32 protein-coding genes and 1 pseudogene are annotated in these 25,607 nt (G+C 71.5%); 14 read left to right on the top strand and 19 right to left on the bottom strand.

The annotated features are described in order from the left end of the window. Positions 1-39 precede the first annotated feature (39 nt). Positions 40-921, top strand: a complete 882-nt coding sequence (locus QK288_RS02330; protein ID WP_281266211.1) for an NAD-dependent epimerase/dehydratase family protein — start codon at positions 40-42, stop codon at positions 919-921. 15 nt (positions 922-936) lie between these two features. On the opposite strand, the gene QK288_RS02325 is transcribed toward QK288_RS02330, so the two are convergent. Both QK288_RS02325 and QK288_RS02320 read right to left on the bottom strand, forming a co-directional pair. Beyond that, positions 937-1,443: a DUF6611 family protein gene (locus QK288_RS02325; protein ID WP_281266210.1), complete on the bottom strand. Its 507-nt coding sequence runs from the start codon at positions 1,441-1,443 to the stop codon at positions 937-939. Then, positions 1,440-1,979, bottom strand: a complete 540-nt coding sequence (locus QK288_RS02320) for a hypothetical protein (RefSeq protein ID WP_281266209.1) — start codon at positions 1,977-1,979, stop codon at positions 1,440-1,442. The genes QK288_RS02325 and QK288_RS02320 overlap by 4 nt, the downstream gene beginning before the upstream one ends. 136 nt (positions 1,980-2,115) lie before the next feature. On the opposite strand from QK288_RS02320, the gene arr reads away from it, so the two are divergent. Together arr and QK288_RS02310 are read left to right on the top strand one after the other, a co-directional pair. Continuing rightward, entirely contained in the window at positions 2,116-2,526 is a 411-nt protein-coding gene (gene arr / locus QK288_RS02315; RefSeq protein ID WP_281266208.1) for an NAD(+)--rifampin ADP-ribosyltransferase, read from the top strand. Positions 2,527-2,672: 146 nt separating this feature from the next. Continuing rightward, positions 2,673-3,422: a glycoside hydrolase family 16 protein gene (locus QK288_RS02310; RefSeq protein ID WP_281266207.1), complete on the top strand. Its 750-nt coding sequence runs from the start codon at positions 2,673-2,675 to the stop codon at positions 3,420-3,422. Here QK288_RS02310 and QK288_RS02305 read toward each other — a convergent pair. Both QK288_RS02305 and QK288_RS02300 read right to left on the bottom strand, forming a co-directional pair. Beyond that, positions 3,410-4,057, bottom strand: coding sequence for a hypothetical protein (locus QK288_RS02305; RefSeq protein WP_281266206.1), 648 nt, complete (start codon positions 4,055-4,057; stop codon positions 3,410-3,412). The genes QK288_RS02310 and QK288_RS02305 overlap by 13 nt on opposite strands. Next, entirely contained in the window at positions 4,054-4,890 is an 837-nt protein-coding gene (locus QK288_RS02300) for an alpha/beta hydrolase (RefSeq protein ID WP_281266205.1), read from the bottom strand. Before QK288_RS02300 ends, QK288_RS02305 begins: the two co-directional genes overlap by 4 nt. Positions 4,891-4,984: 94 nt before the next feature. On the opposite strand from QK288_RS02300, the gene QK288_RS02295 reads away from it, so the two are divergent. From QK288_RS02295 to QK288_RS02285, 3 genes are read left to right on the top strand one after another with little or no spacing between them, the layout of a single operon-like run. Continuing rightward, on the top strand, positions 4,985-5,740 hold the full coding sequence (locus QK288_RS02295) for a glycosyltransferase family 2 protein (protein WP_281266204.1): 756 nt from the start codon (positions 4,985-4,987) through the stop codon (positions 5,738-5,740). Then, on the top strand, positions 5,737-6,579 hold the full coding sequence (locus QK288_RS02290; RefSeq protein ID WP_281266203.1) for an endonuclease/exonuclease/phosphatase family protein: 843 nt from the start codon (positions 5,737-5,739) through the stop codon (positions 6,577-6,579). Before QK288_RS02295 ends, QK288_RS02290 begins: the two co-directional genes overlap by 4 nt. Further along, the gene (locus QK288_RS02285; protein WP_281266202.1) at positions 6,576-7,181 is read left to right on the top strand and encodes a hypothetical protein; all 606 of its coding nucleotides are present in this window, start codon (positions 6,576-6,578) and stop codon (positions 7,179-7,181) included. Before QK288_RS02290 ends, QK288_RS02285 begins: the two co-directional genes overlap by 4 nt. Before the next feature lie 12 nt (positions 7,182-7,193). On the opposite strand, the gene QK288_RS02280 is transcribed toward QK288_RS02285, so the two are convergent. Both QK288_RS02280 and QK288_RS02275 read right to left on the bottom strand, forming a co-directional pair. Continuing rightward, on the bottom strand, positions 7,194-7,361 hold the full coding sequence (locus QK288_RS02280; protein WP_281266201.1) for a hypothetical protein: 168 nt from the start codon (positions 7,359-7,361) through the stop codon (positions 7,194-7,196). Continuing rightward, entirely contained in the window at positions 7,361-7,807 is a 447-nt protein-coding gene (locus tag QK288_RS02275) for a MerR family transcriptional regulator (RefSeq protein ID WP_281266200.1), read from the bottom strand. The genes QK288_RS02280 and QK288_RS02275 overlap by 1 nt, the downstream gene beginning before the upstream one ends. A gap of 89 nt (positions 7,808-7,896) precedes the next feature. Between QK288_RS02275 and QK288_RS02270 the strand changes: the two genes are divergently transcribed. From QK288_RS02270 to QK288_RS02260, 3 genes are all read left to right on the top strand, one after another. Continuing rightward, on the top strand, positions 7,897-8,601 hold the full coding sequence (locus QK288_RS02270) for an SDR family oxidoreductase (RefSeq protein WP_281266199.1): 705 nt from the start codon (positions 7,897-7,899) through the stop codon (positions 8,599-8,601). Positions 8,602-8,695: 94 nt separating this feature from the next. Next, complete coding sequence (locus tag QK288_RS02265) at positions 8,696-9,994, top strand: LssY C-terminal domain-containing protein (RefSeq protein WP_281266198.1); 1,299 nt, start codon at positions 8,696-8,698, stop codon at positions 9,992-9,994. Positions 9,995-10,024: 30 nt separating this feature from the next. Beyond that, positions 10,025-10,510, top strand: a complete 486-nt coding sequence (locus tag QK288_RS02260) for a DUF4126 family protein (protein ID WP_281266197.1) — start codon at positions 10,025-10,027, stop codon at positions 10,508-10,510. 18 nt (positions 10,511-10,528) lie between these two features. Here the strand turns inward: QK288_RS02260 and QK288_RS02255 are convergent, their stop codons facing one another. Further along, the gene (locus tag QK288_RS02255; protein WP_281266196.1) at positions 10,529-11,413 is read right to left on the bottom strand and encodes an aldo/keto reductase; all 885 of its coding nucleotides are present in this window, start codon (positions 11,411-11,413) and stop codon (positions 10,529-10,531) included. 83 nt (positions 11,414-11,496) lie between these two features. Continuing rightward, positions 11,497-12,477: an aldo/keto reductase gene (locus QK288_RS02250; protein WP_281266195.1), complete on the bottom strand. Its 981-nt coding sequence runs from the start codon at positions 12,475-12,477 to the stop codon at positions 11,497-11,499. A 77-nt stretch (positions 12,478-12,554) separates the two neighbouring features. Between QK288_RS02250 and QK288_RS02245 the strand changes: the two genes are divergently transcribed. After that, positions 12,555-12,764, top strand: coding sequence for a hypothetical protein (locus QK288_RS02245; RefSeq protein ID WP_281266194.1), 210 nt, complete (start codon positions 12,555-12,557; stop codon positions 12,762-12,764). An 11-nt stretch (positions 12,765-12,775) separates the two neighbouring features. Here the strand turns inward: QK288_RS02245 and QK288_RS02240 are convergent, their stop codons facing one another. Beyond that, positions 12,776-13,366 (bottom strand): TetR/AcrR family transcriptional regulator, encoded by a 591-nt coding sequence (locus QK288_RS02240; protein WP_281266193.1) that lies wholly within the window; start codon positions 13,364-13,366, stop codon positions 12,776-12,778. Between the two features lie 124 nt (positions 13,367-13,490). Between QK288_RS02240 and QK288_RS02235 the strand changes: the two genes are divergently transcribed. Beyond that, positions 13,491-14,222 (top strand): SDR family oxidoreductase, encoded by a 732-nt coding sequence (locus QK288_RS02235; protein ID WP_281266192.1) that lies wholly within the window; start codon positions 13,491-13,493, stop codon positions 14,220-14,222. 25 nt (positions 14,223-14,247) lie between these two features. On the opposite strand, the gene QK288_RS02230 is transcribed toward QK288_RS02235, so the two are convergent. Then, positions 14,248-15,129: an aldo/keto reductase gene (locus QK288_RS02230; protein WP_281266191.1), complete on the bottom strand. Its 882-nt coding sequence runs from the start codon at positions 15,127-15,129 to the stop codon at positions 14,248-14,250. A 33-nt stretch (positions 15,130-15,162) separates the two neighbouring features. Next, positions 15,163-15,768 carry a YdeI/OmpD-associated family protein gene (locus QK288_RS02225; RefSeq protein WP_281266190.1) on the bottom strand — a complete coding sequence of 202 codons (606 nt, stop codon included), beginning with the start codon at positions 15,766-15,768 and terminating at the stop codon, positions 15,163-15,165. A gap of 113 nt (positions 15,769-15,881) precedes the next feature. On the opposite strand from QK288_RS02225, the gene QK288_RS02220 reads away from it, so the two are divergent. Beyond that, positions 15,882-16,265, top strand: coding sequence for a hypothetical protein (locus QK288_RS02220; RefSeq protein ID WP_281266189.1), 384 nt, complete (start codon positions 15,882-15,884; stop codon positions 16,263-16,265). 141 nt (positions 16,266-16,406) lie between these two features. On the opposite strand, the gene QK288_RS02215 is transcribed toward QK288_RS02220, so the two are convergent. Next, on the bottom strand, positions 16,407-17,951 hold the full coding sequence (locus QK288_RS02215) for an FAD-binding protein (RefSeq protein ID WP_281266188.1): 1,545 nt from the start codon (positions 17,949-17,951) through the stop codon (positions 16,407-16,409). A gap of 89 nt (positions 17,952-18,040) precedes the next feature. Continuing rightward, positions 18,041-18,568, bottom strand: a complete 528-nt coding sequence (locus QK288_RS02210; RefSeq protein WP_281266187.1) for an acyl-CoA thioesterase — start codon at positions 18,566-18,568, stop codon at positions 18,041-18,043. 129 nt (positions 18,569-18,697) lie between these two features. Between QK288_RS02210 and QK288_RS02205 the strand changes: the two genes are divergently transcribed. Together QK288_RS02205 and QK288_RS02200 are read left to right on the top strand one after the other, a co-directional pair. Then, on the top strand, positions 18,698-19,684 hold the full coding sequence (locus tag QK288_RS02205; protein WP_281266186.1) for an aldo/keto reductase: 987 nt from the start codon (positions 18,698-18,700) through the stop codon (positions 19,682-19,684). A gap of 179 nt (positions 19,685-19,863) precedes the next feature. Further along, positions 19,864-21,276, top strand: coding sequence for a nucleobase:cation symporter-2 family protein (locus QK288_RS02200; protein ID WP_281266185.1), 1,413 nt, complete (start codon positions 19,864-19,866; stop codon positions 21,274-21,276). On the opposite strand, the gene pucL is transcribed toward QK288_RS02200, so the two are convergent. The 6 genes and pseudogenes from pucL to QK288_RS02170 all read right to left on the bottom strand — a co-directional run bounded on the left by pucL (position 21,269) and on the right by QK288_RS02170 (position 25,565). After that, a complete protein-coding gene (pucL, locus tag QK288_RS02195) occupies positions 21,269-22,174 on the bottom strand; it encodes a factor-independent urate hydroxylase (protein ID WP_281266184.1) in 906 nt (301 codons plus the stop codon). The two genes, QK288_RS02200 and pucL, sit on opposite strands and share 8 nt — an antisense overlap. Positions 22,175-22,177: 3 nt before the next feature. After that, on the bottom strand, positions 22,178-22,516 hold the full coding sequence (uraH, locus tag QK288_RS02190; RefSeq protein WP_281267643.1) for a hydroxyisourate hydrolase: 339 nt from the start codon (positions 22,514-22,516) through the stop codon (positions 22,178-22,180). Beyond that, positions 22,514-22,975: pseudogene (gene uraD / locus QK288_RS02185) on the bottom strand (2-oxo-4-hydroxy-4-carboxy-5-ureidoimidazoline decarboxylase); the annotation flags it as partial. The gene uraH and the pseudogene uraD, both read right to left, overlap by 3 nt. A 201-nt stretch (positions 22,976-23,176) precedes the next feature. Beyond that, entirely contained in the window at positions 23,177-23,659 is a 483-nt protein-coding gene (locus QK288_RS02180) for an FBP domain-containing protein (protein ID WP_281266183.1), read from the bottom strand. 179 nt (positions 23,660-23,838) lie between these two features. After that, positions 23,839-24,624: a class I SAM-dependent methyltransferase gene (locus tag QK288_RS02175; RefSeq protein ID WP_281266182.1), complete on the bottom strand. Its 786-nt coding sequence runs from the start codon at positions 24,622-24,624 to the stop codon at positions 23,839-23,841. A 35-nt stretch (positions 24,625-24,659) separates the two neighbouring features. Then, a complete protein-coding gene (locus tag QK288_RS02170) occupies positions 24,660-25,565 on the bottom strand; it encodes a helix-turn-helix transcriptional regulator (RefSeq protein ID WP_281266181.1) in 906 nt (301 codons plus the stop codon). Positions 25,566-25,607: the final 42 nt, after the last annotated feature.

Raw genomic sequence — 25,607 nt, 5'->3', positions numbered from 1 at the left:
GTGATGAGACAACGGTCCCATCACTGTCAGGAGCATCCCATGCACGTCTTCATCACCGGCGGAACCGGCACGATCGGCACGGCCGTCGTCGCCGAACTCATCGCGGCAGGGCACACGGTCGCCGCGCTCGCCCGTTCCGATCGCTCTGCTGCAGCGCTCACCGCTGCCGGCGCCGAGCCCGTCCGCGGCGGGCTGTCCGACCTCGACGTCCTCCGAGCCGGTGCCCGTGACGCGGACGGTGTCGTGAGCCTGGCGTTCTCGAACGACTTCAGCTCTCCCGAGGCGCTCGCCGCGGGCATCGCCGAGGAGTCCGCAGCGATGTCCGCCCTCGGCGAGGAGCTCGTCGGCTCCGACCGGCCGTTCGTCGTCGTGTCTGGCACGCCCTGGGTTCCCGGTCGTGCCTCCGTCGAGTCGGATCCGCTCCCCCTCGAGGGTCCGGTCGCCGGCCGTGCCCGATCGGTGCTCGCCGCGCTCGACCTGGCCTCGCGCGGCGTGCGGGTCTCCGCGATCCGTCTCCCCAGGACCGTGCACGCGGACGGCACGGGTGGGTTTGCCGGCATCCTCACCGAGATCGCACGCCAGAGCGGGGTCGCCGGGTACCCGGGCGACGGCGAGCAGCGGTGGCCGGCTGTGCATGCGCGTGACGCAGCGGTGCTGTTCCGGATCGCGCTGGAGCGGGCCCCGGCTGGCACCGCGTGGCACGCCGTCGCGGACGAGGCCGATCGGGTCCGCGACATCGCCGAGGTCATCGGGCGACGGCTCGGGCTGCCGGTGGAGCGGGTCGCGGACGATGCGTTCGGGTCGTTCGCGCCGATCTTCGCGATGGACCAGCCGTCCTCGAGCGAGTACACCCGGCGGACGCTCGGATGGGAGCCGACGCACGAGAGCCTGCTCGAGGACCTGGAGAACGTCGAGCGCTGACGGCTCGCCCTCCCGTCACGGTCGGTGCGTCCTCGGCGGGAGGGTGTTCCAGACGTCGGCCCAGACCATCTCGAAGTCGACCGGCCGGACCTGCTGTGCGCGGAGCGCGCGTTCCAGCACGGCCAGGGCATCGAGTGAGCCGTCGAGCAGCCGGGCGTCACCGTGCACCTCGGGGCGGCCGTTGCCGTAGAAGGTGGTCACCGTGATCGACCGGACGCGGGGCCGGAGCGTGCGCGTGGCCCGGCCGAGGACGAGGAACCCGCACGCGTAGGTGGCGAGCGCGGCGACCATCCCGACAGCCGGGGTCGGGTTCGTCGCGGCCATGATGCCGACCGCGAGGAGCGCGCCGAGGATCGTCCAGCCGTGCCAGGCGCGGAGGAGTGCCCGCTCGCGCGTGCTCGTCCCCGGCGGGAACACGACGAGCGTCCGCGAGCTCCACATGGACCGGCTGACCGGGTGGACGGAGTACCGACCCCAGAGGTGGATCCCCGCCGTCGTGCGGTCCCGGGTGATCGCACTCATCGGATCTCGGCGCCGAGCGCAGCCCGGACGGGCTCGACCACGTCCCGGTGCCGCAACGCCGCCAGGCACGGGAAGCAGAGCAGGTCGCCCTCGTGCACGTCGGTCGGGAGCGGTGCCGGGAGCCGGTGGAAGGGGCCGTCGGCGGCACCGTCGCACGGGGTCACGACGTACGTCTCCGCCGTCGGCGCCGTCGTGACCCGCCCGATCAGGCGGACCTCGTCGAGCACGGCGCACGCGGGCAGGACGGCGTCGAGTTCGAGGAGCACGATGCCGGTTCGCGGTCGTCGCACCCGGGTGACGGACGCGACCGCCACGCTGACCTCGCGCGGTGTCCACGCCGGCGGCCGGAACCGCGGCGGAGCCTGCTCGGCGGTGTGCACGCAGGGGGTGCCGACGGTCTCGGCGAGCCGGACCATCGACACGGCGGAGATCACCACGTCGCCGATGGTCGGCGTCGTGCGCGCGGGCCACCGGGATGCGTCGAATGGATCGGGAAGCGACGCTCGGAGCGTCGGCATGATCGCTGTCAGTGTCACGTCGGCAACGATCGTCCCGGACGGCGGGGGCGATCCGGACCCTGACGGATCCCCTACGGCGGGACGGGACTTCATCACGCCGTCCTGACAGGACTGACGCGACCGCGACCGCGACGGACGTCGTACGCTGACCGTCGTGACCGGAGCGCTGGACGACGGGCCGTTCTTCCACGGGACGAAGGCCGACCTGCAGGTCGGGGACCTGCTGACGGCGGGGTTCCGCTCGAACTACCGTCCCGAGATCGTGATGAACCACGTCTACTTCACCGCGCTTCCCGACGGCGCCGGCCTGGCGGCCGAACTCGCCGCCGGTGATGCCGCGCCGCGTGTGTACGAGGTGGAGCCGACGGGCGACTACGAGAACGACCCCAACGTCACGGACAAGAAGTTCCCCGGCAACCCGACCCGGTCGTACCGGAGCACGTCGCCGGTCCGGATCGTGCGTGAGGTGCACGACTGGACCCGCCTGACGCCGGAGGCCCTCCGAGGGTGGCGCGAGCGGCTCGCCGCGCTCCGGTCGGAGCCCCGCGGCGAGATCATCAACTGACCCCCATACGGGGGTGATCCGTCGATGTCAAGTCCTCGGGATCGGCGCCAGGAGCGGTTACCCTCGCTGCGGCCCGCCGAGATCCGGCGGTCCCGGCGCCGACAGGGGTGACGGCGTCGCGAGTCATGAACAGGGAGTGACAGCTCATGCAGCAACGCACGAAGAGAGCGGCACTCGCCGCAACGGTCCTCAGCGCAGCACTCATCTCGGTGCCGCTCGGATCAGGGTCGGTCGCCGTCGCCGGGGTCACCGCCCCCCGTGGTGACATCGGTGACTTCAAGCAGTCGTTCGTCGAGGACTTCAGCACCGACGCCTCCGCGAACGGGGGGTTCGCGAAGACGTACGACGGCTCGTGGCAGCCGTACCCGGACGCGGGGATCTACTCGTCCGGCTCGCAGATCAGCGCGCACGACGGGCTGATGGACGTGAAGCTCGACGGGTCGAACGGTGCCGCCGGCACGTTCGGCACCCCGGACGGGGCATGGTCGCACGTCGGTGGCAAGTTCACCGTGAAGGCGAAGGCCAGCGGTGGCGACGGGAACGGTGCGGCCTTCATGCTGTGGCCGACGTCGAACACCTGGGCGGACGGGGAAATCGACTACCCCGAGGGCAACTTCGACGCGTCGCCGACCGGGTACCACCACTCGATGACGCCCGGCCAGGAAGCGAACCGGGCCACCATCGGCACGGGCGTCGACTGGCGGAAATGGCACACGTACTCCGTGGAGTGGATCCCGGGCAAGTCGGTCACGTACCTGCTCGACGGCAAGGTGCTCCAGAAGATCACGGATGACGTGCCGACGAAGCCGCACCGCTACATGTTCCAGGTCGGCAACTGGGGTGCATCAGGGCACCTCTTCGTCGACTGGGTCAGCACGTACGACTACGAGGGCTGAGCCGGCTGGACCGACTGGAACCGCTGATCGACGCGGCCGGCGAGGAACACCTCGTCGGCCGCTCGTTCGCGGCGCACCGTCCACACGAGCAAGGCGGTCACGAGCGCCGCGAGCACGACGAAGCCCCAGGTCCACGGACCGAAGACGCCGTCCGAGACCACCGCGTTCCCCGCCTCCAGGAGGACGAACGCCGGGAGCGCGAACGTCTGCCACTGCGCGAGGCGAACCGTCTGCCTCGCCATGCCGAGCACGACGAGGTCCAGGCCGTCGGGCACGGCCGCGCGCCCCACTGCCGCCCGGCCCACACGGCGAGTCGTCTGGCGGCCGAGCGGCTTCGCGACCGGTGACGACCACGCCCGGAACCAGCCCCGACGGAGGCCGACGATCCAGCCGGCGACGAACGCGACGATGCACCCCACGAAGCAGACGAGCTGGAAGATCCATGCAGGGTCGCCCCCGACGACACGGAACACCAGCGCGAGCAGCGTCGCGACGACGGACACGGCGACGGAGCAGTTCTGCACCCACCGTGGCAGCGGCCGGAACGGCTCGGCGACGGCCTCCTCCGCCAGCTGCTCCGCAAGTGCGAGGGCACGCGGATCGACGGGAGGGAGCGGGGTACTGGTAGCGCTCACGCCGCGACCACCTCGCGCACCAGGTCGGCGACGAGCGCGGGCCGCTCGAGTCCCGGCAGGTGCGCCACCCCCGGCAGCACCCGGCCCGGCTCCTGCCCGATGCGCCGCGCGGTCTCCTCGTAGAACGGCAGGTCGGCGGGGATGTCGAGGTCGCCCCACGTCGACAGCACCGGCAGCCGGATCTCGCCGAGCCGCGTCCACGCCTCCACCCCGGTCGACCCCGCCGAGTCCGGTGCGGCGATCTCGAGGATCCGCCGGTTCATGTCCTCGAACAGCGTCCGAGCAGCACCACCGACGCGTCCGGCAGGCGCCGCCGGCCCGTCGAGCCACAGGTGCGCGAGCGCGGCGATGCGGTCGTCGACCGAGGCGTCCGACGACTCCGCGACCTCGAGCAGCGGTGCGGACGCGGGATCGAGCACCCAGTCGAACGGGGTGTCCTCGTCGGTCATCTCGGAGACGCCGGCACCGATGAGCAGGACCCCGGCGATCCGGGACGGAACCGTCAGCGCGGCGTCGAGCGCGAGCGCTCCGCCCATCGAGTTCCCGACGAGGAACACCTGCTCGAGCTCGAACGCGTCGAGGACCGTCACGAGGTCGTCGAGGTGCGAGAACCCGGTCGGATCCGCGGCGGCCGGCGTGTGCCCGAACCCGCGACGGTCGTACGCGACGAGGTCGAGGTCGGTGTCCGCGAGCGCATCGAACACGGTTGACCAGGACCGGCGGTCGGCGACACCGGCGTGGAGGAACACGACCGACTCGTCGCCCCCGATGCGGCGCGACACCGCGATCGCAGTGCCGTCTGCGGTCGTGACGGTGAGCTGCTCTGCTGCCATGGCCCCGAACCTAGCCATGATCGCGCCGCCGGGTACACGGCGGACGCGACCGGAGCCTCCCGTCCGCTCAGCACCACCTTGGTTGTCTGGATCGATGCGTTCCGTCTCCGTCGTCGTCCCGGTGCTCGACGACGCCGACCAGCTGGCGCACTGCCTGGCGTCGCTCTCGGCACAGACGGTCCTGCCGACCGAGGTGATCGTCGTCGACAACGGCAGCAGCGACCGCAGCGTGGCGGTGGCTGCAGCGGCGGGCGCGACCGTGCTGCACGAACCGGTCCGCGGCATCGGGGCGGCAGCGAGCCACGGGTACGACGCCGCTACCTCGACCCTGATCGCACGGGTCGACTCGGACTCGGTGCTCCCGCCGGACTGGGTCGAATGCGCCGCACGTCGGTTCGACGACCCGCTCGTCACCGCGGTCACCGGACCGGGGCGGTTCCGCGGGCTGGGGCCGGTCGCTGCGGTGTTCTGGGACGTCGCCTACATGCGCGCGTACTTCCTGCTCATGACCGGGGCGCTGGCGCGTCCGCCGCTGTTCGGCTCGAACATGGTGATGCGGCGGACCGCCTGGCTGGCGGTCCGTCACCGCGTCCACCGGTTCGACCCGCAGGTGCACGACGACGTGGACCTGTCGATCCAGTTCGACCCCGCCTGGCGCACGGTCTTCGACCCGTCGCTGGTCGCGTCGGTGTCGGGCACGCCGGTCCGTGACGCGGTGGGGCTGGTGGTCCGCACCCGGAAGGCGGGCAGGACGATGTGGACGTCGGGGATGCGCGCGTTCGCTCCCGGTCGGATCATGCGCCGCGTGCTCGCCGGGACGCGGGCCGTCCCCGTGGTGCGCCGACCGTGACCGCGGACGTTCCGGTGGTCGGGCACGTCGCGCCGCCCGGTCTGCACTGCATGACGTTCAACGTGCGCCGTCCGGTCCCGCATCTGCGGTCCGGGCATCCGGACTCGTGGGTCCGGCGGGCGCCGGCCGCCGCCACGCTGGTCCGTTCCGAGACGCCGCACCTCCTGGCCGTCCAGGAGGCAGTGCCCACCCAGGTGCAGCACCTCGGCGCCGCCCTCGGGTCGCGCTGGCACCCCGTGGTCACCGGGCGCGGACCGGGCGGTGGTGGCGAGGGCGTCGGCTTCTTCGTGGACACCGAGCGGTTGCGGGTGGTGTCGGAGCGGACGATCGCACTCGGACCGGACCCGTCGCGGGTCGGGGCCAGGGCGTGGGGTGCCCCGTTCCCGCGGATCGCGGTCGTCTGCGAGTTCGACGACCTGGCCACGGGTGTGCGCTTCGCCGGTGTCGCGACACACGTCGACCCGTTCTCCCGGCCGGCGCAGACCCGGTCCGCGGAGCTGATCGGGCGGGTCGTCCGCGAGACGGGGCTGCCGGCCGTGGTGCTGGCGGACTGGAACGCCGGCGAGCGTTCGGCGTCGGCCGGGGTGCTCGCGGCGGCCGGGTTCGACGACACGTGGGTGCTGGCGGACCCCGCCGGACGGCAGGTGTCCGTCGGCACGTACGCCCGGTACCGCGCGCCCTGTGCTGGTCGTCCCCGGATCGACCGGGTCCTGGTCCGGGCGACCCCGTCGGTCGGTGTCGCCGTGGATCGTGTGGCGATCTCCGCTCGGCGTCCGGCCGGGATCTGGCCGTCCGACCACCTGCCCGTGCACGCCGTCCTGCGATGGGAGCCCCGATGAGCCGTCCGCTCGTGCAGTCCGCCGCGTCCACCTTCCTCCGCCGCCCCCGTGGGTGGGAGTTCGTCGCGGACGGCCTCCGCGTGCTCGCGCTCGTCAGCGTCCCCGTGGCGGCGATCGGCTGGGGTGCGATCTCCTTCGCCGTGATGGGGCTGTCCCTGCTCGGGGTCGTGCTCCCGCGGATCCTCGGGTTCCGGCCGGGGTTCGACATCGCGCTCTGCGTGCTGTCGGTGGTCGCCGGGTGGAGCAGTGTCCTCGACTGGTACACGACGGTGTTCGGGTGGGACAAGATCGTGCACCTGCTGCTCATCGGTGCGCTGAGCGCCCTGGTGGCGATCGTCGCCGCGGACCTCGGGGTGCTGCCGGCCGCCAGGTCGATGCACCTCGCGACCGCCGTCGTCGTCTGCGGGACGATCGGTCTCGCGATCGGCGGGCTGTGGGAGATGTTCGAGTGGGCGGGGCACACCTACCTCGACGCGACGATCTTCGTCGGCTACGACGACACGATCGGCGACCTCGCTGCGGACACCCTGGGCGCGGTGGCCTCGGGCTTCGTGCTGCGCTGGTGTGCCGGCGACCGGCGGGTGGTCGTCTCCCGCGGCTGAGCACGACCGCGGTCAGGGGCGGTACTCGTCCCGACGGCCGTGTGCCCGCGTCGTGGTCGGTGGGACGCGCGGACCGGTCGCGCCGCCCGACCCGAGGGAGTCCATGACACCGGCCAGCACCTGCAGCACCGCGACGACGGTGGATCCGAGCCACCGGAGGACGCGCCACGCGGCGCGCATCAGGCGGCGCTCCGTGCGATGTCGTCGTGGCGTGCGGTGTCGTGCCGTCGCTCGGTGTCGTGCTGCCGCGCGATGTCGGTGCGGAGCGCCGGGCAGTGCTCCGGGGTCGGGTGCTCGCTGATGTGGATGACCTCGTCGAGGCGGTCGCGTGCGGCCTCGAGCTCCGCGATCTGCGCCGTGATCCGGTCCCGCTCGTGGACGAGCAGCGCCGCGCTCTCGGCGGTGGCGACCCCGGCGTCGACGCACGGCATGAGCTGCGCGATGGTCCGGCTGGCGAGCCCCGCGGCGTAGAGCTGCTGGACGAGCCGGACACGGTCGACCGCCTCGGCGTCGTACGTCCGCTGGCCGGACGCCGTCCGGGTCGCCGCCAGCAGCCCCTGCTCCTCGTAGTACCGGAGCGACCGGACGCTGACGCCGGCCTTCGCTGCGAGGTCCCCGATGCGCATGTGTCCTCCGCGACTTGCACCTGACATGGATGTGAGGTCTTAGCGTACCTCCGTCGGTCCGGGAGGTGCCCGGTCGACGGAAGGAAACCATGGACATCGCCGGATCGGTCGCACTCGTCACCGGGTCGAACCGCGGCATCGGTCGCCGCTTCGTCACGCAGCTCCTGGAGCGTGGTGCAGCCAAGGTCTACGCGACCGCGCGCCGCCCCGAGCTCGTCGACATCGAGGGCGTCGAGGTGCTCCCGCTCGACATCACCGACCAGGCGTCCGTCACCGCCGCGGCCGAGCGCGCCGGGGACGTCACCCTGCTGATCAACAACGCCGGGATCGCGACGCAGTCCTCGCTGCTGACCGACGACCTCGAGAACGTGCGGCGCGAGATGGACACGCACTTCTGGGGGAACCTGTCGATGGTCCGGGCGTTCGCACCCGTCATCGAGCGGAACGGCGGCGGCACGATCGTCAACGTCCTGTCGGCCCTGTCGTGGTTCGCGTACCCCGGCAGCGGTGGGTACGCGGCCGCCAAGGCAGCGGAGTGGAACATGACCAACGCCGTGCGGCTCGAACTCGTGCCGCGGGGCGTCACGGTGCAGGGACTCCACCTCGGCGCCGCCGACACCGACATCATGGCCGGGTACGAGGGTCAGATGATCGACCCGATGGAGGTCGCGATCGCGTCCCTGGACGGCGTCCAGCGGGACGCGGCCGAGGTCGTCGTCGACGAGTGGAGCGCGCTGGTGAAGGCGTCGCTGGCGGCCGATCCGGCCGCGTTCTACGCGCAGTTCGGGATCTGACCGCCGGACGGGAGGCTCGTGGCGGGCCCGCCACGAGCCTCCCGTCCGCCTGTCGGTCGCGACCGAATCGCGCTGCTGGACTAGGTTCCAGGACATGCGCTCCCCGATCCCGTCGGTCGTCCGGCGGATCGACGGTGCCTTCGCGTGGCTCGCCATCGTCGCGGCGGCTCTGCTGGCGGTCGTCCTCGCGACCCAGGCCTTCGCCCGCGGGTGGAGCCAGAGCTGGTTCGTCGTGCTCGTCTACCTGGTCATCGCGTACCTGGTGCTCCCCCGGCTGCACACGGCGCTCGCCGCGGTGTACCTGCCCGACTACTTCATCGGCAGGACCCGGACCCGCGAGGGCATCCTCGGCGACCCGGTGAACATCGCGCTGATGGGGTCGGAGGAGCAGATCCACACGGTGATGCGGGACGCCGGGTGGGTGCTGGCGGACGACCTCGGCTTCCGGGCGAACCTGCGCATCGTCGTCGCGACGCTGACCAGGCGGAGCTACCCGAACGCCCCGGTGTCGAACCTGTACCTCTTCGGCGGACGGCAGGCGTTCTGCTACCAGCAGGAGGTCGGCAACAGCCCTGGTAAGCGGCACCACGTGCGGTTCTGGCGGACGCCGGACGACTGGCTGCTGCCCGGTGGGCGCCGGGTGGAGTGGCTCGCGGCGGCGACGTTCGACAGCGGGGTCGGTTTCAGCGTGTTCACGTGGCAGGTCACGCACCGTGTCGCGCAGGACATCGACGCCGAACGCGACCACGTCGTCGGGTCGCTCGGTCCTGCTGCGCGGGTCGACGTCATCGAGGCGTTCTCCGCCGGCTACCACTCGAGGAACGGTGGCGGGGACGCGATCCAGACCGACGGGGACCTGCCCGTCGCGGATCTCGGGTCCGTCGTCGCCGACGAACCGGCACGCCAGGAGACCTCGCGTCGGGTCGGCCGTGTCCGTCCGGGCGAGGTCGTCGCGGGCGTGCTGCTCATGGCGATCCGGCCCCTCGCGGCCGCCGCGCTCGTGCTCGCTGTCGTCACCGGGGTCGACATCGCGGGGTTGCTGGGGCCGACGGCGGACACAGCCTCGCTCGCGACACCCGGGGTCCGCGTCGTGCTCGCCGTGGTCTTCGGCATCGTGTCGCTGTTCTGGTGGGTGCTGACCCTCCGTGTCTGGCTCGGTCGACCGTTCGCCCGGTTCACGGCGATGACACTGTCGACGATCGGGATCGTCACGGTCGCCACCGCCTGGATCGGCGGGACCGAATCGCTGACGATGCAGAGCGGGCTTGCGGGGTTCGCGCTCGACATCGCGATCCTGTTCGCGCTGTCCGGGGCGGAGTCCCGCCAGTGGACGCTCGGCCGCAAGCGTCGCCGTCGCCGGTCCCCAGGGGGCGTCGTCAGCCCGCGCGCGTAGCGTCGGACGGACACGAGAAGGCGAGAGACGATGGCGAAGAACACCAAGCACACCGGCACGCGAGCACTGCTGCTCGGCATCCTGAGCGGCGGTCGGAGCGCGACGCCCCTGGCCCTGCTGGCGCTGAACCGGGACCGCAAGGAGCTCACCGGTGCGTGGCAGGACTGGCCGATGTTCCGCACGCAGCTCGGTCGCGGGCTGCTCGTCGCCGGTGCCGTCGGGGAGCTCGTCGGGGACAAGCTGCCGAAGACCCCGAGTCGCATCGCGGTAGCCGGGCTCATCGGGCGCGCCGGATCTGGTGCCCTCGTCGGCGCGGCGATCGCCACGACCGGCAAGCGTGACCGCCGCGTCGAGGGAGCGGTCCTCGGCGCGGTCGGTGCGCTCATCGGCAGCTTCGCCGGCTACTTCCTGCGCAAGGCGATCGGGACCACGACGGGCCTCCGGGACCCGCTCGTCGCCCTCGGCGAAGACGCCGCGGTGATCGCGGGCTCGTCCAAGGTGATCACCGCGCGCTGATCGTCAGTCCGCTGATCGTCAGTCCTCAGGGATGACACGCTCGAAGCGCGACGTGTCCGTCCCGTCGGGGTCTGGGCCGTTGCGCTTCCCGGTGTCGAGGGCGTCGAGGGACGCGAGCTCCTCGTCGGACAGCGCGAAGTCGAAGACGTCGAAGTTCTCCGCGATCCGTCCGGGGTTCGTCGACTTCGGGATCGCGTTCCGCCCCTGCTGCAGGTGCCAGCGGAGCATGACCTGCGCAGCGGTCTTGCCGTGCGCCTCGCCGATCGCGCGGATCGTCGGGTCGTCGAGCACGCTGACCCGCTCGTCACCGAAGCCCGGGTAGAAGGTGATGCCGCCGATCGGGGACCACGCCTGGTCGAGGATCCCGTGCTCGGCGTCGGCCCGCTGCACGTCCGGTTGCGTGAAGTACGGGTGCAGCTCGATCTGGTTGAGCGCCGGGATGACGTCCGTCTGGTCGAGGAGCGAGCGGAGGTGGTGCGGCATGAAGTTGCTCACCCCGATTGCCCGGACCCGGCCGTCGGCGTACAGCTGCTCGAGCGCCTGGTACGCGGCGACGGTCTTGGCGAAGCGGTCCGGTGCGGGCTGGTGCAGGATCAGCACGTCGACCGTGTCGAAGCCGAGCTTGCGCGTCGCCTTGTCGAACGCGTGCAGGGTCTCGTCGTACCCGTAGTCGGAGACCCAGATCTTGGTCTCGACCACGATGTCGTCGCGGTCGACGCCCGAGGCGCGGATGCCCTCGCCGACCTGTCGTTCATTGCCGTACGCGGCGGCGGTGTCGATGTGGCGGTAGCCGACCTCGAGCGCGGTCCGCACCGCGTCGACCGTGTCCTCAGGGGAGCTCTGGAAGACGCCGAAGCCGATCGGGGGGAGCTGGACGCCGTTGTTGAGGGTGATGTTGTCCATGCGGGCAACGGTAGGCCGGTGCTCGACGGGGCGACGGGTCCTGTCGGTACCTGCTCCCGCGGTGCTCGGATCGTCCGCCGTGGTCACCAGCGCTCGTGCACCGTCGCGCGGAACCACCGGTCGTACAGCTCGTGCACGGTCGCGTCGAGTCCCGGGACAGGGTCGAGCGAGCCGGCGGCGGCGTTGGAGCGGGCCTGCTCGGCGTTCCGTGCGCCGGGGATCGCGGCCGTGACGCCGTCCTGCGCGACGATCCAGGCCAGCGCCGCCTGCGGGACGGAGACGCCGTCGGGCAGTGCGGCGGCGAACTCCTGCGCCGCCCGGACACCGTCCTCGAACGGCACGCCGCTGAAGGTCTCGCCCTGGTCGAACGCCTCGCCGTGGCGGTTGTAGGTGCGGTGGTCCTCCGGGGCGAACTCGGTGTCGGTGGTGTACTTGCCGGAGAGCAACCCCGATGCCAACGGGACGCGCGCGAGCACGGCGACCCCTGCCTCCCGTGCGGCCGGCAGGACCGCGTCCAGCGGCTTCAAGCGGAACGCGTTGAGGATGATCTGGACGCTCGCGACACCGGGCCGCTCGATCGCGGTGAGCGCCTGGTCGGCAGTCTCGACGCTGACGCCGTACGCGGCGATCGACTGATCGGCGACGAGCGCGTCGAGCGCGTCGTAGACGGCGTCGTCGTCGAACACAGGGGACGGCGGGCAGTGCAGCTGGACCAGGTCCAGCGTGTCCTGCTGCAGGTTCGTGCGTGAGCGGTCGACCCATTCGCGGAAGTTCGCCGCGCTGTAGTTCGACGGGACCTGGTCCGCACGGCGGCCCATCTTCGTCGTGACCGTGACGCCGGAGTCGGCGTTGGCACGGAGCCATCGCCCGATGAGCTCCTCGCTGCGACCGTCGCCGTAGACGTCGGCGGTGTCGAAGAGCGTCACGCCGGACTCGAACGAGGCGTCCATGACCGCGAAGGCATCGGCGTCCTCCACCGGACCCCAGTCGCCGCCGAACTGCCAGGTGCCGAGGCCGATCACGGAGGTCTCACGGCCGGTGCTGGCCAGGGTGCGTCGCTGCATGGTCACGACGGTAGTCCCGCTGGGCCGTGTCCTGGTGGAGCCTCCTTCACCGCGCGTTCCGCTCCTACCGTGGAGGCATGCACGACGACACCAGCACGATCGAGACGACGACCCCCGCGGCCGGACGGCCCTCGTTGCGCGAACGCGTCGCGATGTGGTGGACGGTGAACGCCGAGATCACGGAGCTCACGCGGGACCGCGAGCGCGAAGCCCGGGTGCGCGACGAGATGGCGGTGCGCCTGGCTCCGGGGCCGTGGGCGATCGCCGACCTGTTCCGGCGCCGCTGAGCACGCGGCCTTCAGCGCTGCGCCGGTCGCGCGGCGCCGCTGAACAGGCCGGCGGTGCCGAGCCGGACTCGAGCCCTGGCTCGGTCCTGGTCGTCGCCGAACCGGTCCACTCCCCACGAGAGCGTCGTCAGCAGCTCGAAGACGTCCTCGGCGCTCGCCGCGTCGGTCGCCGATCCATCCGACCGGGCCCGCTCGAGGAACTCCCCCGTCCGCTCGGTCAGGCCGGCGCAGACGCTGCTGACGGGCGAGTCGTCGTCGCCGATGGCACCCGCGATGCAGGTCGGCAGGTTCTGCCAGATCCGGAGCTGCCAGGTCACGCGGAACATCCACTCGGCGAGGGCGTCGTCGGCGGGCAGCTCCTCGAGGTCTCGGGAGTCGCGGAGTGCTGCGTGGAAGCTCTCCGCCATCACGGCCGCGAGGAGGTCTTCCCGTGTCGGGAAGTTGCGGTACAGGGTCGCGTTCCCGACGCCGGCCGCGGTCGCGATGCCGTCGATCGGCGCGAGGGTGCCGCCCTGTTCGAACACCTGTCGAGCCGCGGTGATGATCGCGTCACGGTTGCGTCGTGCGTCGGCGCGCATGGGCTTCGTGGTCGTCCGGTCCATGGCGTCTCCGATCTGCTCTGTCTCGGTCGACAGAAGTGGGGCTCGGTTGACAGAAGTGGGGGGACTCCCCACATACTGATCCGGGGACAATCCCCGTTTCATCTCTCAACCTACAGGAGTGACCATGACTGAGCGACTCGACGACCGGATCGTGCTCGTGACCGGAGCGAACGGCGGGCTCGGCGAGGAGTTCGTGCGCCAGGCCCTCGAACGCGGCGCCGCCAAGGTGTACGCGACCGCCCGCTCCCCGCGGCAGTGGGACGACGACCGGATCGTGCCGCTGACCCTCGACCTGACCGACGCGGGGTCGATCGCGTCGGCAGCGGCGGCCGCTCCCGACGTCGACCTGCTCGTGAACAACGCCGCCATCGCCCCCAGCTCCGACGGTTCGATCGCGAGCGCGGACGACGACGTGCTCCGGTCCGTCTTCGAGACGAACGTGTTCGGGACGATCAAGGTCTCCGGCGCGTTCGCCCCCGTGCTCGCCCGGAACGGCGGCGGCGCCGTGCTGAACGTGCTGTCCCTCGCCGCATGGACGCCGATCCCGACGGTGTACGCCGCGTCCAAGGCGGCCGCATGGTCCGCGACGAACGGGCTGCGGACCGAGTTGGCGGCGCAGGGCACGACCGTGACCGGGGTCCTCGTCGGCATGATCGACACCGCGATGGGGGCACGGTTCGACGTGCCGAAGGTGAGCCCGGCGAGCGTCGTCGCGCAGGCGTACGACGGCGCGGTCGCCGGCGCGTTCGAGGTCCTCGCCGACGACGACACCCGGATGGTCAAGGGACTGCTGAGCCGCCCCGCCGAGGACCTCGGCGAGGCGACCGCGCAGGCGATGGCGGCGATCGCGGGCTGAGCGGCCCGCGCGTCCCGTTCGCGCGTCAGTTGCCGAGCGCGGAGAGCTCCTCGAACTCGTCGTCGGTCAGCTCGATCGTCGCGCCCGCGAGGTTGTCCTCGAGGTGCGCGACGCTCGAGGTGCCGGGGATCGGCAGCACGACCGGCGATCGCTTGAGCAGCCAGGCGAGGGCGATCTGCGCCGGGGTGGCGTCCTTGCGCTTCGCGAGGTCGGTCAGCGGGGAGTCGTCGCCGGTCAGGCCGCCGGTGGCGAGCGGGAACCACGGGATGAAACCGATGCCCTGCTCGGTCGACCAGTCGAGGAGCTCCTCGGCGTCGCGCTTCTGCAGGTTGTAGAGGTTCTGCACGGAGACGATCGTGGCAATCTCCTGCGCGGCCTTCACGTCGTCCACCTGGACCTCGGACAGGCCGATGTGCCGGATCTTGCCCTCGTCCTGGAGCTTCTTGAGCTCACCGACCTGGTCCTCCAGCGGGACCTTCGGGTCGATGCGGTGCAGCTGGAACAGGTCGATGCGCTCGAGCCCTAGGCGGCGCAGGCTCATCTCGGCCTCCTGCCGCAGGTACTCCGGTCGGCCGACGGGCGGCCACTCGTTCGGGCCCGTGCGGGTGAGGCCGGCCTTCGTCGCGATCACGATGTCGTCGCCGTAGGGGTGGAGCGCTTCGTGGAGCAGCTCTTCGGCGACGTAGGGGCCGTAGCTGTCGGCGGTGTCGAAGAAGTTCACGCCGAGCTCGACGGCGCGCTTCAGGACGCGGACGGCTTCGTCGTGGTCCTTCGGGGGTCCCCAGACCCCGGGGCCGGTGAGCTGCATGGTGCCGTACCCGAGGCGGTTCACCTCGAGATCGCCGCCGATGCGGAACGTACCGGAGGCGTCGGCGGGACGGGTGGTGGTGTCAGGACCTGTCGTCATGTGTCCGGTCTACCCCGTCCGGCCGCTCCGTCCTCAGCGGACCTGTCCCCCTGCCGGGCGCGGGTACGGGGTCTCGCCGCGCTCCAGCATCCCGACGAGCTTCGTCAGCCGGTTCGTCCGCGCGGTCGCGCTCGGGGCGGTCGTGATCCGGTGCAGCACCGCGTACCGGTTCGTGGCGTCGAGGTCGGCGAACAGTGCGGCTGCGGCCGGAGCGGCGTCGAGCGCTGCCTGCAGGTCGTCGGGCACCGTGATCGAGGCGGCTCCGGCGTAGGCGCGGTCCCAGCGCCCGTCCTCCTTCGCGCGGTCGATCTCCGCCTGACCCCGGTCCCGCATCCGCCCGTCGGCGATGAGCGTCGCGACGAGCCCGATGTTGCGCTCGGACCACAGCGAGGCCTTCCGACGCGGCGTGAACCGCTGCAGGAACGTCGCGGCGTCGAGGCTGCGCTTCTGACCGTCGATCCACCCGGAGCAGAGTGCCTCGTCGAGCGCCTGGGCGTAGGTCACGGACGTCGGCTCCGTCGTGCCCTTCTTCGCGAGCACGAGCCAGACCCCGTCGGAGGAGTCCTCGTTCGCGTCGAGCCACGCGCGCCAGGCTGCGGCGTTCACGACGACGAACGGCTCGATCTCCATGCGGCACATCGTAGGACGCGTCGATCGGATGGTCCGGACGTGAGTGATGCGCGCGACTACCTTCTGATCCGAGCGACTATCCGGTCGCCACGGCCGAGGTCGGCCACGAAAGGGAACACATCATGAGCAGCTCTTCCGCCTCGGGTCGGCCGACCACGGTCACCATCTCGTTCGTCCTCTGGCTGGTGACGGTCCTGATCGGGATCATTGGCGGCATCGTGGGCTTCGCTTCCTCCGGTTCGCAGGTGCAGGGAGCCGCCGGCGGCACCGCCCTCGTGATCGGTGCGGTCATCGCGATCGTCATCGCCCTGGTCGAGCTCTTCATCGTGTTCCGCATGCGCGACGGCCGGAACTGGGCCCGCATCGTGCTGCTGGTCCTGGCGATCCTGCAGGTCCTCGGCGTCGTGAGCGCGTTCAGCATCGTCGGCACGATCGGCCTCATCGCCGTGATCATCGCGACGATCCTGATGTTCCTCCCGGCCTCGAACGCCTACTTCCGCCGCTGACGCGGGCTGGCGCCGCGCCCGGCGCGCTTCGCATCCGCACAACCAAGAGCAGCTCGAACCATGCAAGTCGGCGGTTCGAGCTGCTTTTGGTTGTGCAGGCGCAAACGGCACCGCCCGACGCGCGCCGCCGCCGCCCCCGCGTCACACCCAGTTCGGCTGGGCGAAGCGGCCATCGGGGTCCGCCTGCTCGGCGATCCGGTGCAGCCGCGAGGTGTTCACGTCGAAGTACGCCGCCGGGTCCGTGATCGCCGCGTCGCAGTAGTTCGCGTACGCCCCGTCGCCCCACGCCGGCGTCATCGCCTTCCGGAACCCGCGCACGTACTGGTCGAACGGCGCCGGGTCGGCACCGTTCCGGAACACCGCGGTGTACTGCACCGTGCAGAGCGCCGACCGCCACGGGAACGCACTGTCCGTCCGCCCGACATCGGCCACGACCCCGCCGAGTGCGTCGAGCGCGACCCCGCCCTCGAGCACGCCGGACACCTCCCCCGCACCCGCGGCCTGCTGCACGAGCACGTCGATCTGGGCGTCCGTCAACGCGGCGGTCCCGATCGACGAGGTCGCCGCCTGCGACACCCGCTGCGCCTTCCCGCCGAGCTGCGCCATGGCCTGTCCGTACGTCAGCTCGGTCGCCGTGTGTGTGGTCGGCGTCACCCCGGTCGCCTGGATGAAACCGTCGACGCTGGTGTCAGCACCTGACTTCTCGCCTGTCCAGGTACCGGTGACCGTCACGGTCGGTGCGCTGTGCCGGGATCCGGCGAGCAGCTTCAGCGTCGACCAGAGCTTCGGGTCCGCCTTCGGCGCCCAGTCCTGCCAGGCGCGCACGACGTCCCGAGCGGCCGACCAGGGGAACACGATGCTGAAGAGCAGGACGGGAGGCGCGGCTTGCGTCCGGAACGTCATCGACGTCACGACGCCGACGGTTCCACCGCCCCCACCGCGGCAGGCCCAGAACAGGTCCGGTTCGCGCGTGGCCGAGACCTCGTGCACGGCTCCGTCGGCGGTGACGACCGTGGCTCCGGTGAGCTGGTCGCACGTCAGCCCGAACGACCGGACGAGGACGCCGACACCGCCGCCGAGCGTCAGCCCGCCGATGCCCACCGTCGGGCAGGATCCCGCGCCGATCGCCCGGCCGGCTTTCGCCAGCGCCGCATAGACGTCGCCGAGCTGTGCGCCGGGGCCGATCGTCACGGAGTCGCCGGAGACGTCGATCCCGTCCAGCGCCTGCGTGCTGATCACCAGCGACCGCGGGACGTCGGTCCCGGACGCACCGCCGGCCGACCACCCCGTGTACGAGTGGCCGCCGGCCCGGAGCGCCACCGGGGTGTGCGTGTTCCTGGCGAACGCGAGCCCGGCGACGACGTCGTCGCTGTTCGCCACGCGGAGGATGCCCTGCGGGTCGGCGTCGTCGTACCGGGGGTTCTCGAGCACGCGCGCGCCGTCCCACCCCGTCGAGCCGGAGCGCAGCAGCGTGCCGGAGACCGCGGCGGCCAGCGCGTCCCACGAATCCGGGCCCTGAGGTGACGACGGTGTCGGGGTGGGACTCGGTGTCCGCGTGCGGGTCGGCGACGGCGACGGCCCGGTGCACGCGGCCAGGACCCCCGCGAGCCCGAGCCCGACTCCCCCGGCGATGAGCCCCCTGCGTGTGGTCGTGCTGCGTGTGGTCGTGCTGCGTCCCTCGGTCACCCACCCTTTCTACGCGCTCCCCGCCCGCGCTCCCCTTCCTCGATCGCGCGGCGGTGGCGCCGGTGAGCGCGTGGGCACGTGGGCGAGCGTCACGCCGCGTCGCTGCTGATCCGGACGGCACCGGCCCACTCGTGCACCCACTCGGGCAGCGAGAGGTCGGACGGCGCCCCACCCACGGCGTCGAGGAGCTCCGACGGGGACACCGTCCCACCCGTCTTCCGGAGGAACCGCCCCTGCACGACGGCGCGCGCGATGACCTCCCCCCGCCGGACGAACGTCTGCTCGAGGTACACCGACCGCTCGTCCACGCCGAGCACCCGCGTCACCAGTTCGAACCGCTGCCCGAGCGTCAGCGACCGCTTGTACGTGATCGTCTGCGCCGCGACGACCGGGTACCACCCGCGGTCGGTCAACGAACCCCAGAACCCCGACCGGATCATCAGGTCGAGCCGCCCGAGGTCGAGCATCGACAGGTACTTGCCGTTGTTCACGTGCCGCAGCGGATCGAGGTCGGTGAGGGTCACCCGGAACGGTGTCCGCGCTTCGTCCCAGAGCGACAGTCGCGGACCGGTGCGGGTCCGCAGGCGCAGGAGCAGCAGTCGGAAGTACAGGTTCACGCATCCGATCAGAGCAGACGGGCGCCGACCGGACCCGGACGTTGGAGGAACCGGACGAACCAGGGCCCGCCCGTGACCGGTACGACCGGTGCCTCCCTCCAACCGAGCCGCGCGGAGTAGACCGGGAGCATGCAGACACGGAAGCTCGGAGAACTCGAGGTCGGCGCGATCGGCCTCGGCACCATGGGGATGAGCGCCTTCTACTCGGGCGCCGGCACGGACGACGACGAGTCGATCCGCACCATCCACCGCGCACTCGACCTGGGCGTCACGCTCATCGACACCGCCGAGATGTACGGCCCGTACATCAACGAGGAGCTCGTCGCCCGCGCGATCGCGGACCGCCGCGACGACGTCGTCCTCGCCACGAAGTTCGGCATCATCACGCACACGCCCGGCGAGATCACGCCGAGCACCGAACGGGCGATCAGCTCGGACCCCGAGTCGGTGCGCATCGCCCTGGAGGGATCGCTCCAGCGCCTCGGCACCGACCACATCGACCTCTGGTACCAGCACCGCGTCGACCCGAACGTGCCGATCGAGGACGTCGTCGGCCAGCTCGCCGGCTTCGTGCAGGAGGGCAAGATCCGCCACATCGGCCTGTCGGAGGCCGGCGCCGAGACGATCAGGAAGGCGCACGCCGTCCACCCGATCACGGCGCTGCAGAGCGAGTACTCCCTGTGGACGCGCGACCCCGAGGACGGCGTGCTCGACACCCTCCGCGAGCTCGGCATCGGCCTGGTGCCGTACTCCCCGCTCGGCCGCGGGTTCCTGACGGGCGCGATCACGAAGCCGTCCGACCTCGACGCCGACGACTTCCGCCGCGTGAACCCGCGCTTCCAAGAGGAAGCGTTCGCCACGAACATGCGCATCGTCGATGAGGTGAAGAGCGTCGCCACCGAGGCCGGCGCGACTCCCGCGCAGGTCGCCCTCGCGTGGCTCCTGGCCCAGGGCGACGACATCGTCCCGATCCCCGGCACGAAGCGGGTCTCCCGGCTCGAGGAGAACGTCGGCGCAGCCGACCTCACCCTCACCGCCGACCAGGTGGCGCGCCTGTCGGCGCTGCCCGCCCCGACCGGCGACCGCTACCCCGACATGTCGGGCATCGGCCGGTAACCCGGCCGTGTCCAGGACTGGAGGCTCGGTGCCGGCTGGCACCGAGCCTCCCGTCCGTTCCGGGGTGCGTTTCGGGCGGTGGGGCGCGTGACCCACGCGACCCACCGCCGTCATCTCGGCGAAACAGGGGCTGCATAGCGTCCGGAGGACAGGGAATCCGCCGACCGCGAGGGGCAGTCATGACGACCACGAAGACCAGGGGCGAGGACGGCGTCGACGCCGTTCCGCCGCTCGCACGACTGCTGCCGCTCGGGCTGCAGCACGTCCTCGCGATGTACGCCGGAGCGATCGCCGTCCCGCTCATCGTCGGCGGGGCGCTCGGGTTCTCGAGCGCCGATCTCGCGTTCCTGATCAGCGCCGACCTGTTCGTCGCCGGGCTCGCCACGATCGTGCAGTCCGTCGGCTTCTGGCGGTTCGGCGTCCGGCTGCCGCTCGTGCAGGGCGTGACGTTCGCCGCGGTCGGACCGATGATCGCGATCGGGTCGCAGCACGGGATCACCGCCGTCTACGGGGCGACGATCGCGTGCGGCGTGTTCATGGTGGTGGTCGCGCCCTGGTTCGCCCAGTTGGTCCGGTTGTTCCCGCCGATCGTCACCGGGACCGTCATCCTCATCATCGGGCTGTCGCTCATGAGCGTCGCTGCCGGGTGGGTCACCGACGGCGGGAAGGACGGCGCAGCGAAGCCGCTCGACGTCGCGTTCGCCGCCGGGGTGCTGCTGGCGATCGTCCTCGTGGAGCGGTTCGCGCCCCGGGGACTCGCACGGGTCTCGGTGCTCTTCGGGCTGTTTGTCGGCACCGTGGCAGCACTGTTCGTGCCGGGCATGGTGGACGGATCGGGCATCGGGTCCGCGTCGTGGTTCGCGCTCGTCACGCCGTTCCACTTCGGGTTGCCGACGTTCGACCCGGCTTCCATCGTGTCGATGCTCGTCGTCGGACTCGTGATCATGACCGAGACCACCGGGGACATGATCGCCGTCGGTGAGGTCACCGGGCGTCCCGTGTCGAAGCGCACCCTGGCCGACGGACTCCGGGCGGACGGGCTCGGCACGGTCGTCGGCGGGGTGTTCAACACGTTCCCGTACACGGCCTTCGCGCAGAACGTCGGCCTCGTGGCGTTGACCGGGGTGCGCTCGCGCTACGTCGCCACGGCTGCCGGCGGGATCCTCGTCGTACTCGGGCTGGTGCCGAAGGTCGCCGCGGTGGTCGAGGCGATCCCGCACGCGGTCCTCGGTGGTGCCGGGGTGGCGCTGTTCGGGATGGTCGCGGCGAGCGGCATCAGGACGCTCTCGAAGGTGCGGTTCGACAACCGGAACGTGCTCGTGGTGGCGCTGCCCCTCGGCATCGGGCTGCTGCCGACGATCGCGCCCGCGATCTACGGCGAGTTCCCGACGTGGTTCACGCTGATCTTCGACTCGGGTATCTCGGCCGGGGCCGTCGCCGCGATCCTGCTGAACCTGCTGCTCGGGTCGCGCTCGGTGGCCGGCTCCCGCGCTCCGCGAGACGCCGCCGAACCCCCGAGACGCCCGGGGTTTCGGCGGCGTCTCGGGGTTTCGGCGGCGTCTCGGCGCGAAGGGGGCGTCCCCGTCAGATGAACGCGGGGAGGTGCTCCCACGCCGCGGGGGCGTCCTCGACACCGTCGCGCACGACCGTCCCCTCGATGAGTCCGTAGGGACGATCGGCAGCGATGAACACCTCGTTCTCGTTCGTCATGTCGAACGGCGACAGGTCCACGACGAAGTGGTGCTTGTTCGGCATCGCGAAGCGCACCTCGGCGAGTTCCGGTCGGAGCTCGATCGCCGCGCGGCCCATCTCGAACAGGGTCTGCTGCAGCGCGAGGGAGTGCACGGTCGCGAACTGCTCGAGCATGACCTCCACGACGGACGCGTACACCTCGTCGTAGTCGATCCCGGCCGACACCGCTTCCGGCAGGTAGCGCCAGCGCGCGGTGACCTCGGTCGCCATGATCCGGTCCGTGACCTCCGGCAGCGTCGTGAACCGCGTCCGCGGGAACCCGTGGAACTCCGAGCCGGTCGACTTCAGGACGACGAGGTCCTTCACCCCGCCGGTGACGTGCTGCTGCCCGTCCGACACCTGCACGGCCGCGAGCCTGGTGCCCGAACCGGTCCGCCGGAACGAGTGGTCGTGCGGCTGCCCGTCGACGGTGATGCGCTCCCACGGGTGGACCTCCGCCTGCCAGAGCCCGCCGGTCACCCAGTCGAACTCGGTGGTGAAGTGCGAGGCGAGCAGCGCGAGGAAGTCCTCCGGTGCGCCCACGCCGTACTCCTTGGCGAAGGCGAACACCGTGTTCTTCTGCGTGTCCGTCGCGATGATCGACGCGTTGTCGCCGGTCGTGAAGGACTCGTCGAAGGCGCCCGTGAGCTGCGACGTCACCGTCAGGTCGGCGAGCTCGTGCCGGTCACCGTGACGGGTGACCCGCACCAGACGGTTCTCGGCCTTGCCGTACTTGTTCGGTCCCAGGTGGACGGTCATGGGTCAACTCCCTCGGTAGGTGCTGTAGGCGAAGGGGCTCAGCAGCAGTGGTACGTGCAGGTGGTCGGTGCCCGCGACGGTGAACGCCACGGTCACGGACGGGTGGAACGTCGGGACGCCCGCGTCGGCGAACCAGGCGCCGGTCGCGAAGCGGAGTTCGTGGTCACCGCGAGCGAGCACGTCCGGTCCGAGGGCGGCACGGCCGTCGGCGTCCGTCGTCCCGGTCGCGACGACGTCCCCGGCTGGTCCGCGGAGCGTCAGCCCGACGCCGACGGCAGGCGTGCCGGTCGTCGCGTCGAGGACGTGCGTGGTCAGGTGCGCGACGCCGAACGTCGCGCGGATGCGGTGCACGGCGATGTCGGCCAACGCCCGGGCGGCTTCGTCCGTCTCGCGGGACGGCTCGTTCGACAGCCGTCGGGTCAGCTCCGCGAGCAGCTCCGAGGGGGTCCGTCCGGCAGCGCGCACCAGGAACACGCGGCCGAACCGTTCCTCGTAGGCCGTGTTGCCGGAGGCGATCCGTGCGGCGACGTCGTCGTCGGCGGTGCGCATCGAGGACTGCTCCCGCGCCGAGGACGCGTCGGTCGCCCGCTCCCCGATGCGCGGGTGGTGCGCGAGTGCCGCGTCGAGCTCGGGCCCGCCCCAGTCCGCAGCGTCGGCGCGCGCACGGTCGATCAGTGCGGCGACGGAGCCGAACGGCCGTGCTGCGACGAGGGCGTCCACCCAATCGGGCACATCGGCCCACCCGCGGACGGTCGTGGCTGCGTCGAGGGCGGTCGCGTCGTTGAAATCGCCGAGGTCCATGCGGCAACGCTATGGAACGCGTGTTTCACGGGCATTTCCGTCCGGTGTCCCCTTGGTCGGCCGGCCACAGACCTGAAACGCGGCCGACGACGGACGGGAGGCTCGTGGCGGCCTGGCACCGTGCCTCCCGTCCGCCCTGTGGTCGTCTCAGACGCTGTGGCCGTCCCAGACGCTGTGGACGTCTCAGACGCTGTGGTCGCCTCAGACCTCGGCGGCGAAGGCCGCCGCGCGGAGCTGCAGGTCCTCGATCCGCTGGATCCGAGCAGCCTCGACGTCGTAGCCCTCGTAGGCGGGCGGCGGCAGCTTCCGGACGTTGCGGGAGCACTGGAACTCCTCGCACACCAGGGTGCCGACGGTGTTGCCGTTCCGACCGGCCTTGCCGGACCGCTTCGCGCTGTAGAACACGACGTCGTTCGGGAGCTTCACGTCCTGGCACCACGTGCACTGCGCCCGGGAGTTCGGCGAGGCGTCGGCCTGGCGGAACAGGATGCCGACGAGTTCGCCGTCGAGGGTCGGCACGACGACGTACGCACGCCGACCGATCTTCGGGTCGCGCCAGCCGAGGTAGTCGAGGTCGTCCCAGACGATGTCCTCGAAGTCGGTGGGCAGGGTGATGTCGCTCGTCTCCTTGCGGGAGGCGTTGACGAAGGACGCGCGGATGGTCGTCTCGCTGATGGGGAGCATGGTGAACCGTTTCGGTCGAGCCGCTCGGGGCGCGTGGATGCGCCGCACCGAGCGGGTGTTCTGGAGGAGGGTCGACGCCGTGTGCACGACGACGGTGGCCGCGTCCGACGGACACGACCGGGGGCGTCAGGCCCTGATGCCGGCGCTGTGGGCGCCGACGACCTCCTCGGAACGGTTGCTCATCCGACCAGTCTAGGAGCCGCTGTCAAGAGCACGAGCGAGCCGTCGTACGAGGGCTGGACGCGCAGGGCGCCGTGTCGGTCGTCCCACGCGCCGGTCTCGAGCGCGGTCCGGAGTGCGGCGACACTGCGGGCCGCGCTCATCTCGTCGACGAAGGACCACGCCGAGTTCGCCTTGCGGGCGCCTGGGTCGAGGAGCCGCTCGGGTCGGCCGTAGTACGCCTCGGAGAACCCGTCGACGCACGTGAAGGGGATCGGGATGCGGGTGGTGTCGACGTCGCCGCCGAGGGCGCTGGCGATGCGGTCGAGCGCGGGGTACCGACGGGCCTCGGTCGCCATCACGTCGGGGGCGTACTCGGCGAGCCAGTAGTCCTCGACGCGGTCGGGGTCGCACGTGAGCACGACGACCGGTCCCCTCGTCACACGGCGCACCTCGGCGAGACCGCGTTCCAGGTCGGTCCACTGGTGCACGGAGAACGTCGTCATCGCGGCGTCGAATGTGTCGTCCGCGAACGGTAGGTCCTCGGCGGTGGCGTCGATCGCCGTCGCGAGCTCCGGGGGGCGCTGCGCCCGCATGGACTCCGACGGCTCCACGGCCGTGACGTCGCGGTCCCTGGGCTCGTACGAACCGGCTCCTGCGCCGACGTTGAGGACGGTACGGGCATCGCCGAGGGCCTTCGCGATCGCCCGGGCGAACGTGGGCTCCGGGCGGCGGTACCTGCCGTACCCGGCGCCGATCGTGCCGTAGTCGGCGTCCCCCGCCGAGCCGTCCGCAGTCCTGGTCACGGGCTCAGCCTACGGCGGAGCGCGACGCGCCCGCGTCAGTCGATCGACTCGGACTCGGACTCGCGCAGGGCGGCGTACTGCTCCGCCCGCTCCGTCGCGGCCCAGGTGCCGAGGAGCGCCAGCGAACGCTCGGACGGCGAACCGGGCTCCGCGCTGTACGTGAACATCGTCAGGCCGGGGTCGGCGACGAGCTCGAGTGCCTCGTAGTCGAGTTCGAGCGCACCGACGACGGGGTGGTCGATCCGCTTCTTGCCGGTGCGGTGCATGCGGACGTCGTGCTCGGCCCACCACGTGCGGAACTCCTCGCTGCGGGTGGAGAGCTCCCCGACGAGTGTCACGAGCCCCGGTTCGCACGGGTTCGCCACCGCTGCCGCACGGAGGATCGCGACCGAGTCCCGCGCCGTCCGCGCCCAGTCCATGAAGAACATCCGGGCTGCCGGGTCGAGGAAGGTGAAGCGCGCGGAGTTCACCGGGCGACCGGGTCCGGCGAACATCGGCGCGTACAGGGCCCGGCCGAGCTCGTTCGCCGCGAGGACGTCCCCGCGCTCGTTCCGCACCCACGCCGGCGCACCCGTGATCGCGTCGAGGAGTCGCTGCACGCCCGGGCGGATCCGGGTCGGCATCGTCTTGTGCAGGGTCTTCACGCCGGAGTTGGCGAGCCGGGCGAGGTCCCACAGGTGCGTCCGCTCGTCCTCGTCGAGCTGCAGCGCCCGCGCGAGGCCGTCGAGCACGCTGTCCGAGACACCCTTGAGCGAGCCCCGTTCGAGCCGCGTGTAGTAGTCCACGCTGACCCCGGCCAGCATCGCGACCTCGTGCCGCCGCAGCCCGGGCACCCGACGGACCCCACCGCCGAACGAGGGCATGCCAGCCTGGTCCGGAGTGATCCGCGCCCGCCGTGAGGACAGGAAGTCGCGGATCTCGCTGCGCACGTCGATACCCATGGCGAGAAGGGTACGTGCTGCACCCGGGAGCGAGGCAGGTAC

Origin of the sequence: Curtobacterium sp. 9128, from assembly GCF_900086645.1 — a bacterium.
In the GTDB taxonomy this organism is placed as follows: domain Bacteria; phylum Actinomycetota; class Actinomycetes; order Actinomycetales; family Microbacteriaceae; genus Curtobacterium.
The sequence above is the reverse complement of the archived record's forward strand: the minus strand, read 5'-3'. Positions and strand labels throughout refer to the sequence as shown.